11 protein-coding genes are annotated in these 13,703 nt (G+C 67.7%); 2 read left to right on the forward strand and 9 right to left on the reverse strand.

Annotated elements, in window-relative coordinates:
• Nucleotides 1-5: 5 nt before the first annotated feature.
• From MPE_RS08025 to MPE_RS08040, 4 genes are all read right to left on the reverse strand, one after another.
• Entirely contained in the window at nucleotides 6-1,757 is a 1,752-nt protein-coding gene (locus tag MPE_RS08025) for a methanol/ethanol family PQQ-dependent dehydrogenase (protein WP_011829190.1), read from the reverse strand.
• Between the two features lie 138 nt (nucleotides 1,758-1,895).
• The gene (locus MPE_RS08030) at nucleotides 1,896-3,047 is read right to left on the reverse strand and encodes a porin (RefSeq protein WP_011829191.1); all 1,152 of its coding nucleotides are present in this window, start codon (nucleotides 3,045-3,047) and stop codon (nucleotides 1,896-1,898) included.
• 615 nt (nucleotides 3,048-3,662) lie between these two features.
• Complete coding sequence (locus MPE_RS08035) at nucleotides 3,663-4,046, reverse strand: c-type cytochrome (protein ID WP_011829192.1); 384 nt, start codon at nucleotides 4,044-4,046, stop codon at nucleotides 3,663-3,665.
• A gap of 87 nt (nucleotides 4,047-4,133) precedes the next feature.
• A complete protein-coding gene (locus MPE_RS08040; protein WP_011829193.1) occupies nucleotides 4,134-6,089 on the reverse strand; it encodes a pyrroloquinoline quinone-dependent dehydrogenase in 1,956 nt (651 codons plus the stop codon).
• Between the two features lie 530 nt (nucleotides 6,090-6,619).
• Here MPE_RS08040 and MPE_RS08045 point away from each other — a divergent pair.
• Nucleotides 6,620-8,305: a pyrroloquinoline quinone-dependent dehydrogenase gene (locus MPE_RS08045; RefSeq protein ID WP_011829194.1), complete on the forward strand. Its 1,686-nt coding sequence runs from the start codon at nucleotides 6,620-6,622 to the stop codon at nucleotides 8,303-8,305.
• Between the two features lie 113 nt (nucleotides 8,306-8,418).
• Nucleotides 8,419-8,829 carry a c-type cytochrome gene (locus MPE_RS08050; RefSeq protein ID WP_011829195.1) on the forward strand — a complete coding sequence of 137 codons (411 nt, stop codon included), beginning with the start codon at nucleotides 8,419-8,421 and terminating at the stop codon, nucleotides 8,827-8,829.
• A 12-nt stretch (nucleotides 8,830-8,841) separates the two neighbouring features.
• Here MPE_RS08050 and thiL read toward each other — a convergent pair whose 3' ends face one another.
• Genes thiL through MPE_RS08075 form a run of 5 tightly spaced genes read right to left on the reverse strand, consistent with a single transcriptional unit; the run spans nucleotide 8,842 to nucleotide 13,686 of the window.
• On the reverse strand, nucleotides 8,842-9,801 hold the full coding sequence (gene thiL, locus MPE_RS08055; protein ID WP_011829196.1) for a thiamine-phosphate kinase: 960 nt from the start codon (nucleotides 9,799-9,801) through the stop codon (nucleotides 8,842-8,844).
• Nucleotides 9,802-9,824: 23 nt separating this feature from the next.
• On the reverse strand, nucleotides 9,825-10,781 hold the full coding sequence (gene lipA / locus MPE_RS08060; RefSeq protein WP_011829197.1) for a lipoyl synthase: 957 nt from the start codon (nucleotides 10,779-10,781) through the stop codon (nucleotides 9,825-9,827).
• A 13-nt stretch (nucleotides 10,782-10,794) separates the two neighbouring features.
• Nucleotides 10,795-11,571 carry a lipoyl protein ligase domain-containing protein gene (locus tag MPE_RS08065; RefSeq protein WP_011829198.1) on the reverse strand — a complete coding sequence of 259 codons (777 nt, stop codon included), beginning with the start codon at nucleotides 11,569-11,571 and terminating at the stop codon, nucleotides 10,795-10,797.
• On the reverse strand, nucleotides 11,558-12,673 hold the full coding sequence (locus MPE_RS08070) for an acetoin dehydrogenase dihydrolipoyllysine-residue acetyltransferase subunit (protein ID WP_011829199.1): 1,116 nt from the start codon (nucleotides 12,671-12,673) through the stop codon (nucleotides 11,558-11,560). Before MPE_RS08070 ends, MPE_RS08065 begins: the two co-directional genes overlap by 14 nt.
• The gene (locus MPE_RS08075) at nucleotides 12,673-13,686 is read right to left on the reverse strand and encodes an alpha-ketoacid dehydrogenase subunit beta (RefSeq protein WP_011829200.1); all 1,014 of its coding nucleotides are present in this window, start codon (nucleotides 13,684-13,686) and stop codon (nucleotides 12,673-12,675) included. Before MPE_RS08075 ends, MPE_RS08070 begins: the two co-directional genes overlap by 1 nt.
• Between the last annotated feature and the right edge of the window lie 17 nt (nucleotides 13,687-13,703).

A 13,703-nucleotide genomic window follows, 5' to 3' on the forward strand; every position in this document is an offset into this window, starting at 1 on the left:
TGGGCTCAGTCGGACAGGCCGAACACCATCATCCCGCCGCCGCGGTTGTTGCGCTTGAACAGCTCGTCGTAGACCAGCGGCCACAGGCTGCCGCCGCCGGGACCGTAGACGATCGCCACGTACTGCTTGCCGTCGGCGGTGAAGGTGGTCGGGTTGCCGTGGATGCCGGAGCCGACATTGAAGCGCCACAGCTCCTCGCCGGTGTCGTCCTTCAGCGCGCTGAAGTAGCCTTCTGCATCACCCGAGAACACCAGCTTGCCCGCGGTGGCAAGCAGGCCGCTCGTGGCCGGCGTGCTCTGCGGACGCGTCCAGACCTGTTCGCCGGTGGTGGCGTTGAAGGCCTTCACGCCGCCCGTGTAGGGGTTGGCCTTCAGCACCTTCGACGACAGGAACCACTCGCCCTTCTTCCACTCGGACTTCTTCGCCTGCACGTCCATCGAGCTGTCGATGAAGGGCACGTAGATCAGCTTGGTCCGCAGGCTGTACGCAGCCGGGTGCCATTCCTTGCCGCCGTCGAGGATGGGAGCGATGTCGGTCGCGACGCGGTCGTAGCCGGGCACCTTGTCGGGGTTCACGATCGGGCGGCAGTTCTCGCCGAAACCGGTGACCCAGTTCACCCGCGCGATCGGCACCACCCAGTTGCACTTGCCGTTGGTGCGGTCGATCGAGTACAGGTGGCCGTTGCGGTCGCCGTGCAGCCAGACCTTGCGACCCTTGTCGTCGTCAACGAGGATCATCTCGTTGTTGCCGTCGTAGTCCCAGGCGTCGTTCGGCGTGTACTGGAAGTGGTACTTGATCTTGCCGGTGTCGGCGTCGAGCGCGACCGTCGAGTTGGTGTACAGGTTGTCGCCCTTGCGCACGCTCGGGTCGAAGGCCGGCGACGGATTGCCCACGCCCCACAGCACGGTGTTGGTCTTCGCGTCGTAGGTGCCGGTGAGCCAGGCCGCGCCGCCGCCGGTCTTCCACGAGTCGTTGGCCCAGGTCTTGGCCTGCGGGTGGTCGGCGCTGGTGGGGCGCGTCTTGAACTCCCAGATCGTGTTGCCGGTGGCCGGATCGAGTGCGGTGATGCGACCGACGTTGGCGCCGACGTCGCCGCTGGCGCTGCCGACGATCACCATGCCCTTGGCGACCAGCGGCATCGAGGTGTAGATCTCGCCGGTCTGGTAGTCGCCCATCTTGCGTTCCCACACCACCTGGCCGGTGGTGTTGTTCAGCGCGACGACGTGCGTGTCCAGGGTGGCCATGAAGACCATGTCCTTGTAGACGGCCACGCCGCGGTTCACCGCGTCACAGCACAGCTTCGGGCCCAGGTCGCCGGGCAGTGAGCGCTCGTACTTCCACAGCATCTTGCCGGTCACGCCGTCGAGCGAGAACACCTTGTTCTGGCTCGCCGTCACGTAGATGCGGCCGTTGACCACGGTGGTCTGGCTGTCCTGCGCCTCGTTGACGCCGAACGACAGGTTCCACTTGGGCACCAGCTTCTTCACGTTGTCGGTGGTGATCTGCGTGAGGGCGCTGAAGCGCGTGTTCTGGTAGTCCTTGCCGTAGTGCAGCCAGTTGTTGGCGTCCTTGTCGGCGTTGAGCAGCATGTCGTTGCTGACGTAGTTCGGGCGCCACTTGAAGGTGGCCTCGAGAACGTTGACGCCCAGCGGCGGCTCGGCGTCCTGCGCCTGGCCGATCGATGTGAGGGCGAGCAAGCCGAGGCAGGCGGCGAGAGGGCGCAGCCCTGCCGTGCGGGAGAGGTTGAAGCGGATCATCGTTGAGTCTCCTGGTCGCGTACGCGTAGGGGTCGGTACGTCGTGTTGTTCGCCAAAAAAACGGCCCGGGTTCCCACAACGCCGGAGCGATGCGTGAACGCGGGCCTCAAGACACTGACGAAAGTGTTCTTTGAAAGATCAGAAGTTGTGGTTGATGCCGACGTTGATGAACGTCGTCTTCGCGTCCGGCTTGAAGCTGCCGTCGGCCACGATGCTGGTCTTCAGGGCGGCGGCACCGGTGGCGCCGGCGTCGGCGTCGACGAACGCGGCCTGCGCGTAGATCGTGGTGCGCTTGGAGATGAAGTAGTCGTTGCTCAGCACGAGGTTCTTCGTGTGGTTGGACTTGTTCTCCTTGTCCTTGTTGTCGTAGTAGGCGACGGTGGCGTTGTTCATCGGGTGCCACTTCCAGTCCACGCCGACGCCCAGGCCGTTGACCTTGGAGCTGGTGGTGCCGTCGGCGTTGTTGTTCTCGCCGCGCAGGAAGTTCGCCTTGAACGTGAAGTCGCCGAACGGCACGGCGGCGCCGACGCCGGTGTGCTTGACCACCTTCTCGCCGGTGATCTGGTCCTTCATGAACTCGTGCGAGAACGACAGCGTCACCGGGCCGCTGTAGCTGAGGCCCACGGCGAGGATGGAGTTGTTCGACGTGCTGCCAGCCTGCTCGCCCAGCGAATACAGCACGCCGGCCGTCACCGGACCGAAGGTGTTGCGGTAGTGGATCGAGTTCTTGAAGAAGATGCCGACGTCGTTGTTGCTGTTGACGCTGCCCGCACCGGCGATCGGCTCGAGCTGGTTGTAGGCCCAGGCGTAGAGGTTGGAGAACTGCTCCTTGAACGCGCGCGGCTCGGTGCCGATGTGCGCCAGCAGCGCGGGGCCGTACTGGCGGCCCAGGATCAGCGTGCCCCAGTCGCCGGACAGGCCGACGTTGGCCTGACGACGGAAGAGCACCGTGCCGACGGCGGGCGTGCCGTTGTCGCCGGTGCCGTGCAGGCCGCCGGTGTCGGTGTCGAAGTGCGACTCGAGGTTGAAGAAGGCCTTCAGACCGCCGCCCAGATCCTCGGTGCCCTTGAGGCCCCACACGCTCTGGCGCAGGCCGCTGGTCTCGAGCCGCGTGAGGCGGCCGCCCGCGGCGGACTTCGATTGGGTCAGGACGCCAGCGTCGATGATGCCGAAGATCTGGACCGACGAGGCGTCGGCGGCTGCGGCTGCGCCGGAGGCCAGCGCGAGGACTGTTGCAGTGGCGGCGAGACGCCGTTGCTTTGCCGAGATGCCGGTGGCTTTCTTGTCCATTGTGTCTCCTGGTTTTGTTAGGTAAGGGCAGTCCCCGCGTTGTGGATGGCGGGGCTCGCCTGTCGTGAACGGTCGACTTCCTGCCGTGTCGCCGTGCGGCCTCTTCTGCAGCATCCATGCCATGCGTCGCGACATCCCGCTTCACGAGGGCGTGCTCTCTTACGCAACGGGGAAAGCGGGGTGTGCGCGGTGTTTCGATGGCGCATCTGCCGCATCACAGTTGTCGCTCGTGCGACAAGCGTCGAAGTCCTGCGTCCGAGTGAAAGCGGTGTGCCGCATGTGCGCCCGACGTGCCGTCGGGACACGCATCGGCAGGCGTCTTTCCAGGGTTTGTATGTGTCACTGCAGCGACAGTTGATGCAGCACACCTGTCGCTGCGCACGGCGCCTTGCTGCGATGCGTCGAGCGCGGTCGCCGCCGCGCGGCGAGCATGCGGAACGGGCGGTCGGCGCGGCGGCGGCAACAGATGTCGCGTGTCCGGGCACGTGCGTGCGAAGCGTCCTGCCCGTCGCGGGCAGGTCCGGTGACGAGGGGCGGACGACGCCAGCGCCTATATCGACCCGGAGGTCGATATAGGCGCAAGCTGGAATATTCGGGGCCCGCGGCCGGTGAATATCACTCCGGCTTCTGCGTGCCCAGGTATTTCAGATAAGCCACCAGTTCCCAGATTTCTTCCTTGGTGAATACATCGCCCCAGGGCGGCATCGGCGTGGCACTTCCACCACCGTCGGAAATCATCCGGAAGGCGTATTCGGGCAGCAGGTCCTGGCGGCCGACGAACAGCGGAGGCGCGTGGCCGTGGCAGAACGCCGCGCAGGTCGAGTCGAAGCGGCTCTTGCCGGCACTGATGCGCGCGGGATCGCTCAGGTCGATCGGCGGCGCATCGGCGGGGCTCGTGCCAGCGGCCGGATCGGGCGGCGGAGAACCGCCGGCCAGGGCCCCGGCGACCAGCAGCGCGGTCCCGGCGGCGAAGGTGAAGGTCAGGAGGAGGGGTCTCATGCAGAAGCTTCGATGTCGTGGTCGTGGAGCGGAATCGAGACGAGGGGTGGGCTGGAACCCGCCACCCACCCCTCGTGCCGGGCCGGGTCAGTTCACCTGCACGGCCACCAGTTCGGCCGGGAGGCCGGCTCCCCCGATCGGCGCGACGACGAACTGCTTGCCGCCGGCGGAGTAGGTCATCAGGTTGCCGAACACGCCGCCGGGCAGACGGACCTCGCCAACCAGCGCGCCGGTCTTCGCGTCATGCGCGTAGAGGAAGGGCTCGGGCTCCTCCTTCGTGGCCTGCGTGATCAGCGCGTTGCCGCGTGCCGACAGGCCGATGACGCTGTTGGTGCCCTCCGGTGCGAGGAACAGCACGTTCTCGGTCAGAGCGATGTGGCTCTGGCGCGGCACACCCACGCGGTCGAGCTTCAGGTCCTTCAGGGCCGGGTGATCGACCGGGCCGCGGCCGGCCGGGATGCGCCACAGGTGCTTGCCGGTGTTCATGTCGATCGCGGTGACGGTGCTGAACGGCGGCTTGAACAGCGGCAGCCCGTCCGGACCACCGACACCGGCCCAGGTGCCGGTGTAGTCGTACAGGCCGGTCGTCCCCTTCTTCAGCTTGATGCCGAACGGGATCGTGAACGAGGGCACGTAGAGCACGTTGGACTTCGGGTTGTGCGCGGCGCCCACCCAGCTGGCACCGCCGAGCACGCCCGGCACTTCCAGCGTGCCGGCCTTGTCGAGCGTCGGCGGGAAGTAGAGCGGGCCGTAGTTGTAGCGCGCCAGGATCTTCTTCGCCTCCTCCTTCAGCTTGGGCGTCAGGTCGATCAGGTCGTCCTCGGTTACGCCCTGCTGCACGAAGGGCGCCGGCTTGCTGGGGAAGGGCTGCGTCGGCGACGACTTCTCGCCGGGCACGGTGGACTGCGGCACCGCCTTCTCCTCGATCGGCCAGATCGGCTTGCCGTTGACTCGGTCGAACGCGAACACGAAGCCCTGCTTGGTCACCTGCACCGCGGCCTTGATCTTGCGGCCGTCGACGGTGAGGTCCATCAGGTTCGGCGCGGCCGGCAGGTCGTAGTCCCAGATGCCGTGGTGCACGATCTGGTAGTACCACGCGATCTTGCCGGTCTTGGCGTTCAGCGCCACCAGCGACTCGCCGAACAGGCCGTCGCCCTTGCGCTGGCCGCCGTAGAAGTCGTTCGCCGGCGTCGACAGCGGCAGGTAGACCAGCCCCTGCTCGTCGTCGCAGCTCGCGCGCGTCCACATGTTCATGCCGCCGGTCGACTGCGCCGAGTCGCCTTCCCACGTCTCGTTGCCGGGCTCGCCCTTCTGCGGCGGCGCATGGAACACCCAGCTCTGCTTGCCGGTCATCAGGTCGAAGCCGCGCACGTCGCCGGGCGGGTGGTTCTTCAGCGGGTCGCGGCCGATCGCGAAGGAGTCGAGGACGGCGAGGCTGGGGATCACCTGTCCGCCGCAGATGATCGGCGGCGTGGTCGGGCTCACCAGCGAGCGGTCGACCGGGCGGCGCAGGCCCTTGGTCAGATCGATGCGACCCTTGTCACCCCAGCTCTCGATCGGCTTGCCGGTCTTCGCGTTCAGTGCGACGAGGTAGGCGTCGGGCGTGCCGACGAAGAGCCGCCGGTCCTCGCCCTTTTCCCAGTAGGTCACGCCGCGGCTGATGAAGCCCAGGTTCGGCGGTGTGCCGTCGGCCCAACCGCCGCCGTCCCAGGTCCACAGCGTCTTGCCGGTGGCGCCGTCGAGCGCGGTCACGATGCCCAGCGGCGAACTGGAGTACAGCACGCCGTTGACCGCCAGCGGCGTGGACTGGTTGACCCAGGTGCGCAACTCCGGGTTGTCGATCGGCAACTGGTTGCCGGGCAGTGGCACGCGCCAGGCCACCTTCATCGACTTCACGCTCTGCAGCGTGACGTTCACGCCCGGCTCGAAGCGGGATCCCGCCTTGTCGCCGTTGTACTCGCGCCAGTTGCCGGTCTCGGCGGCACTTGCAGCGATGCACGCAGCGGCCGTCGCCGTCAGCAGCGCCGTGGTTCTGATCGACATTGTCTTGCTCCTCGTTGTGGGACGACGCGTGGCGCCCGTCCCTTGTCTCCATATATTCGGCAGGCACGCGGCCGACCGGTCCGGCAGGCAATTTGCGGGATAGCGACAAACTGCCTGCGCGGCCTTGGGCTGCAGGACACATGCCATTTCGGCAGGGATTAATTCCCGACCCGACACGATCCGGGATAATTTCCCGCGCGATAAATGTCGGGACGAATTCCCGTATTCATGGCGCGAGCCACCGGATAGGGAAATGCAATAAATCGGTGGGGAGCTGCGATGGCGGGTTCGCGCCATCGCAGCTCACGCGCTCGCCCGGATGCCCAAGCGCGCAGTCGGCGGCGCCGTGGCTGCGACACGTGTCGCGCCGATCGTCGCGCCGCGACATCTGCAGCGTGACGCGGCCCGGAGCGCTTGCGATGCCTCTGCGGCGCGTGGCATGGAAACTGCCTTTGTGGTGCCCGGGGCTCCTGCGATACCGTGTGTCGGCGCACGAGAAGCACCTAAAAAACCACCATGGAGACGATGAGATGAATCACTTTCCCAGCGGCAACAAGAAACAGCTGGCGGCACTCGCCGCGGCCCTGACCGTCGGCCTGTTCGCCGCGGCACCCGCGGGCGCTGCGGGCAGTGGCCCCGGCTTCGACGACCCCAACAACTGGCCCCAGTACCACCGCAGCTTCAACGCGTGGCGCTTCAGCCCGCTGGACCAGATCAACAAGTCCAACGTCAGCAAGCTCAAGGTGGCCTGGATCCACCAACCCGGCACCATCACCCACGGCCTGCAGGCCACGCCGATCGTGATCGACGGTGTCATGTACACCATCGCGCCGGACAACAACGTGTTCGCGCTCGACGCGGCCACCGGCAAGATCATCTGGCGCTACACCGCCAAGCTCGACCCGATCGTCAAGGAAGTGTTCTATGGCTCGGCCAGCCGCGGCGTCACCGTGGGCCGCGGCAAGGTGTTCATCGGCACGCTGGACGGCCGCTTCGTCGCGCTCGACCAGAAGACCGGCAAGGAGCTGTGGTCGACCCAGCTCAGCGACATGAAGAAGGACTACGGCGCGCTGTTCTCCTCGCCGCCGCAACTGGCCGGCGACACGCTGTTCGGTGGAACCACCGGCGGCGACCAGCCGATCATCGGCAAGATCTTCGCCGTCAACGCCGACACCGGCGCGCGCACCTGGACCTTCGAGGTGCCGAAGGACGACCCGAAGAGCTGGCCCGGCGACAGCCGCAAGGTCGGCGGCGGCTCGGCCTGGCTGCCGGGCACCTACGACCCGACGACCGACACCATCTACATCGGCACTAGCAACGCTGCGCCGGACTTCAACCACGACGACCGCAAGGGCGACAACCTCTACACCGCCACGCTGCTGGCGCTCGACCCCAAGACCGGCAAGGTCAAGTGGCACCGCCAGGAGGTCCCGATGGACACCTGGGACTTCGACGCGGCCTACGAGGCGCTGCTGGTGCCGGACGGCAAGGGCAAGAACGTGCTCGTTCACCTGAACAAGAACGGCTTCGTCTACGTCATGGACAAGGACACCGGCGCCATGCGCAATGCGTGGCAGTACACCGAGAACATGAACTGGGCCAAGGGCGTGGATCCCAAGACTGGCCTGCCGATCGACCCGGTGTATCCGGAGACCGACAAGCAGAAGCTGCACTGTCCCAACCTGCTGGGTGCGCGCAGCTGGAACCACGGCGCCTACAACCCGAACACCAAGCTCTGGTACTCGCACGGCATGGAGGTCTGCAACTTCGTGACCAGCGCGAAGCAGGGCCCGGTGCCCGGCATCGGCGGTCTGTCGCTCGGCCTGTCGGACATCAAGCTGACCGATCCCCCGGGCAAGAAGGCCGACGGCTGGCTCGCCGCCTTCGATCCGCTGACCGGCAAGCAGGCCTGGAAGGTGCGCTTCGACATGCCGCCGCTCAGCTCGGCACTGGCCACCGGCGGCGGCCTGGTGTTCACCGGCGACATGTACGGCAACCTGTTCGCCTTCGACGCCGACAATGGCAAGGAGCTGTGGAAGTTCGCGGCCGGCTCGGGCGCTCGCGGCGGCCCGATCAGCTACTCGGTCAAGGGCAAGCAGTACATTGCGATCCCGACCGGCCTGGGCTCGCACGCGCCGGGCTTCCTGACCGGAGCCTTCCCGCAGATCCGCAACCTGCCGGGTGGCGCTGCGCTGCTGGTGTTCGCCGTCGACTGATGCTCGACGCGTGATGTTCTGAACACGGCGCTCGCTGCGCCGTGACGGGGAGGACGGTTAGTGGCCGTCCTCCCCCTTGACCTTGTGAAACGAGAACGAAGGAAGTCTTTCCGATGAAGAGCCTGCTGAGCCCCCGCCTCGTGACCCTCGCCGCCGTGCTGGCGTGTGCCGTCGGTCCGGCGATCGGCACGCCGCCGCCCAAGCCCGCCAACGAGTCGGCGCCTGCCGGCGGTGCTGCCGCACCGAGTTTCGATCTGAACGACGTCGCGCGCATCGAGGCCGGCAAGAAGCGCTTCAACTCCACCTGCTCCGCCTACTGCCACGGTGCCGAGGGCGAGGGCGGCAAGACGCCGCCGTTCAAGGGCAACACGAAATTCGTGGCGGCCGATGCCTACAAGACCATCAGCGAAGGTCGCCGCGGTTCGGACATCATGCCGCCGTGGGGCAATGCCTTCACGCCCGAGCAGATCTGGGAGTTGGTGGCCTACATCCAGTTCCTGTCGAAGCAGCCGCCGTCGCAGTGAGGGGTGCTGGGTTCAGGTCTTGAAGTGGTCGAAGCGGGCGTAGATGTCGCGCTCCGGGCAGCCCCGTCCGTCGACCAGGCGCAAGCCCTCCGAGGCCTGGATGACGCCGATGCGCGTGACCGGCGTCTGGGCCGCCCACGCGGCATCGACCACCGCCTGCCGGTCACCGCGCCGGGCCGTGAACAGCAGTTCGTAATCGTCACCGCCGGCCAGCGCGAACTGGCGGCGCAGTGACGGCGGCAGCTGCGTCAGCAGCGCCGACTCCGGCAACGCGTCGACGTCCAGCGTGGCACCGACGGCCGAACTCTCGAGGATGTGGCCCAGATCGCCGATCAGGCCGTCGGACACGTCGACCGCGCTGGTCGCGATGCCGCGTAGCGCCAGGCCGAGCTCGACGCGCGGCGTCGGCATCTCCATCGCCATGCGGGCCGTCTCGAACACCTCGCCGTCGGCCTGCAGCGTGCCGCGGAACACCTCCAGCGCGATGCGTGCATGGCCGGGCTGGCCGCTGACGTAGAGGTCGTCGCCGGGCAGGGCGCCCGAGCGCAGCAAGGCTGCACCGACCGGCACCTCGCCGAACACCGTGATGCAGATGTTCAGCGGACCGGCCGTGGTGTCGCCGCCGATCAGCTCGCAGTCATGCTCGTCGGCCAGGCGGAACAGACCGGTCGCGAAATCGGCCAGGAAATCAGGGTCGGCGCTGGGCAGCGAGAGCGCGAGCGTGAAGGCCAGCGGACGCGCACCGCAGGCGGCCAGGTCGGACAGGTTCACCGCGAGCGCCTTGTGGCCCAGCCGCTCGGGTCTCACCGTCGACAGGAAGTGGCGGCCCTCGACCAGCATGTCGCTGGAGATCGCCAGCGACATGCCGGGCTTCACGCGCAGCAGCGCGCAATCGTCGCCGACGCCGAGCGCGGCACGCCGCGCAGGACGCTTGAAATAGCGGTCGATCAGCTCGAACTCACCGAGCGGCATGGTGTTTCTCCGCGGCGGTGCGTTCAGCCTGCGACGACACCCACACCCGCGGCGTGGGCCTGCTGGTCGGCGTGGTAGCTCGAGCGCACCATGGCGCCCACGGCGGCGTGGCTGAAGCCCATCGCGTAGGCCTCGGCCTCGAAGCGCTTGAAGGTCTCGGGCGTCACGTAGCGCCGCACCGGCAGGTGGTGCCCGCTGGGCGCCAGGTACTGCCCGATGGTGATCATGTCGATGTCGTGCGCACGCATGTCGCGCATGACCTGCAGGATCTCCTCGTCCGTCTCGCCCAGCCCGACCATGATCCCGCTCTTGGTCGGCACGCCCGGGGCGAAGGCCTTGAAGCGCTTGAGCAGGTCCAGGCTGAACTGGTAGTCCGAGCCGGGCCGCGCTTCCTTGTACAGGCGCGGGGCGGTCTCGAGGTTGTGGTTCATCACGTCCGGCGGGGCCGCCTTCAAGATCTCCAGCGCGCGGTCGGCGCGGCCGCGGAAGTCGGGCGTGAGGATCTCGATGCGGGTGGCCGGGGAGAGGGCCCGCACCTGGCGGATGCACTCGACGAAGTGGGCCGCGCCGCCGTCGCGCAGGTCGTCGCGGTCGACGCTGGTGATGACCACGTAGCTGAGCTTGAGCGCGGCGATGGTCTTGGCCAGGTTCTGCGGTTCGTCGGGGTCGAGCGGGTCGGGGCGGCCGTGGCCGACGTCGCAGAACGGGCAGCGCCGGGTGCACTTGTCGCCCATGATCATGAAGGTGGCGGTGCCCTTGCCGAAGCACTCGCCGATGTTCGGGCAGCTGGCCTCTTCGCAGACGGTGTGGAGCTTGTGCTCGCGCAGGATCTGCTTGATCTCGTAGAAGCGGGTGCTGGGGCTGCCGGCCTTGACGCGGATCCAGTCGGGCTTCTTCAGCGTCTCGGCCGCCACCACCTTGATCGGGATGCGCGCCGTCTTGGCTTGCGCCTTCTGCTTGGCGAGCGGGTCGTAAGTCATGACAGGCTCCGTGTCAGCACAGCACTGTGCTGGAGCTGGCGCCCTGTTGCAGCAGCCTCACGACGTGCGGCGGCGTGATGCGGCGGCGCGTGCCGCCGGCCGGCACCGGGCCGCCGGAGCCGCGGGCGAGGTTGGTGATGGCGTCGCTGCGGTAGACGCGGTCGCTGCGGATCTCGGCCTCGAAGGCATTCGCATGGCGGGTCAGCGTGTCCAGATCGGCGTCGACCAGCAGGCAGGCGTGGGCGAGCACGATCTGCTCGGACGCGCTGGCGCGCCGCCAGTACTGCGCGGTGCCGGCGACCTTGCGACCGTTCACCGCGAGGTTGTAGCGGCCATCGCAGAACGAACCCGACACCGCCTGCGGCGTCGCGAGGATGCCGAACGTGGCTGCACTCGCCTGCAACAGGCGGCACAGTGCCGTGTACACCGCATCGGCAGCCGAACCCATGGCGGCGTGGGTACGCCACGCCAGGCTGAGGTTCACCATGCCCGGCCCCTGCGGCACCAGTCCGCCGCCCGAGCAACGCACCTGCACCGGCAGACCCTGCGCCGCGAAAATGGCACAGGCGGCCTCGAAGCGCTCGAAGCGCCTGTAGGAGGCCGGCACCACGAAGCCGGGCGTGGCCTCCCACACGTGCGCCACGGCCACGCCTTCGGCCGCGCGCTGCAGCAGCGCCTGCTCGATGGCCACGCCGTCGCTGTCGGCGGGCGCGCCGTCGAGCAGGGTGAACTGGCGCCGTACCGACGGTTCGACCATCGGTGCGGCGTGGTGCGACTCAGCCGCCCACATGCTGCTTGAGCAGCCGGTTGACGTCGTTGGCCCGTTCCATCTGGACCATGTGGCCGGCGTCGTCGAACACCTCCACCGTCGCGCCGGCCGGGGCGTTGCCGGCATGGGCCGCCGGCACCACCTGGTCGTCGCGACCCCAGACCACGAGCACCGGCTTGCCGGTCGACTCGAGCTGCAGACCGGGCTGCGACGCCTGGCGCCCGGCCGCGAACAGACCGCGACCCAGCGTGGCCAGCACCTCGCTCACGCCGTCGAGGCGCTTGTACTTCAGCACATCGTCGACCATCTGGCGGCTCACCAGCCCCGGGTCCTTGAACAACTGCTCCAGCACCGGCTTCAGGTCACGGCGCGATGCGGCGTTGGCGAAGCCCTCGGTGTAGCCGTTGTTGATGTCCGGGCCGAGGCCGGCGCTGGCGATCAGGCTCAGCGAGGCCACGCGCTTCGGGTGCGACAACGCCAGCTGGGAGGCGATCGCGCCGCCCATCGAGTGGCCGACCACGTGCGCCTGCGCCACGTCGATCACGGCCATGAAGCGCGCCACGAAGTCCGCCAGCGCCTCGAGGCTCGCACCCGGCAGCTTGGCGTCCGACTGGCCGTGACCCGGCAGGTCGAGCGCGATCACGGGGCTCTTCTCGCCGACGGCGTCGATGTTGAACAGCCAGTTGTCCAGGTCGCCGCCGTAGCCGTGGATGAACAGCACCGGGGTGCCGTCTTCCGCACCCTTGCGGGCGTAGCGGATGCGGGTGCCGTCGACATCGGCGTACAGGTAGGCCGGGCCGGCGCTGGCTTCGTCGTCCTCGTCTGCCGCGGGCATCACGTAGGACGCGATGTAGGCGTCGATGTCGGCATCGCTGACGTCGCTGCCGCCCATCACGCCGAGCAGCGCCTTCACCGGCAGCAGTTCGCCGTCGCTGGCCACCTTGCGGCGCAGCACGCCGGGGTCCGGCGCCTCGACCGCGTTGGCGATCTTGTCGGTTTCCACGTCGAGGATGGGCGTGCCCACCTCGATCTCGTCACCCACGTCGACCAGCCAGGCGACGACGGTGCCTTCGGACATCGACAGGCCCCACTTGGGCATGACGATGGGAGTGATGCCGGACATCAGTGCTTTCCTTTCATGGTGCGGCGCACCGCGTCGGCGACCTGCGCGGCCGACGGAATGTAGAGATCCTCGAGGGTCGGGGAGAAGGGCACCGGCACGTGCGGCGGCGACACCAGTTCGATCTGGGCCTTGAGCGCGCCGAAGGCCTGCATCGCGACCTGGGCCGACACGTCGGTACCGATGTTGCAGCGCGGGCTGGCCTCGTCGACGCAGATCAGGCGGCCGGTCTTCGTGACGCTGTCCAGCACTGTGTCCATGTCGATCGGCGACAGCGAGCGCAGGTCGACGATCTCGACCTCGACACCTTCCTTGGCCAGTGTGGCGGCGGCGTCGAGCGAGCGGTGCACCATCAGACCGTAGGTCACGATGGTGGCGTGCTTGCCTTCACGCACCACGTTCGCCTCGCCGAACGGGATCGCGTACGAGGCCTCGGGCACCTCGCCCTCGAAGCCGTAGAGGTTCTTGTGCTCGCAGAAGATCACCGGGTCGTTGTCGCGGATCGCCTGGATCAGCATGCCCTTGGTGTCGTAGGGCGTGCTCGGGCACACCACCTTCAGGCCGGGGATGTGGGTGAACAGCGGCGTCAGCATCTGGCTGTGCTGGGCGGCGGCGCGGAAGCCGGCGCCGACCATCGCGCGGATCACGACCGGCGTCTCGGCCTTGCCGCCGAACATGTAGCGGAACTTGGCGGCCTGGTTGAAGATCTGGTCGAAGCACACGCCCATGAAGTCGATGAACATCAGTTCGGCGACAGGACGCATGCCGCAGGCGGCCGCACCGACGGCCGCTCCGACGTAGGCGCTCTCGGACAGCGGTGTGTCCATCAGGCGGTCGCCATGCTTGGCGTACAGGCCCTTGGTCACGCCGAGCACGCCGCCCCACGCGTCCATCTCGCCCTGGCCGCCGGCGCCGCCGACGATGTCCTCGCCGAGCACGATCACCGACGGGTCGCGCGTCATTTCCTGATCAAGCGCCTCGTTGATCGCCTGCTTCATGCTGATTTTTCTGGCCATGAAATGTCTCCTGGGTC

This window comes from Methylibium petroleiphilum PM1 (assembly GCF_000015725.1).
Lineage (GTDB): Bacteria > Pseudomonadota > Gammaproteobacteria > Burkholderiales > Burkholderiaceae_C > Methylibium > Methylibium petroleiphilum.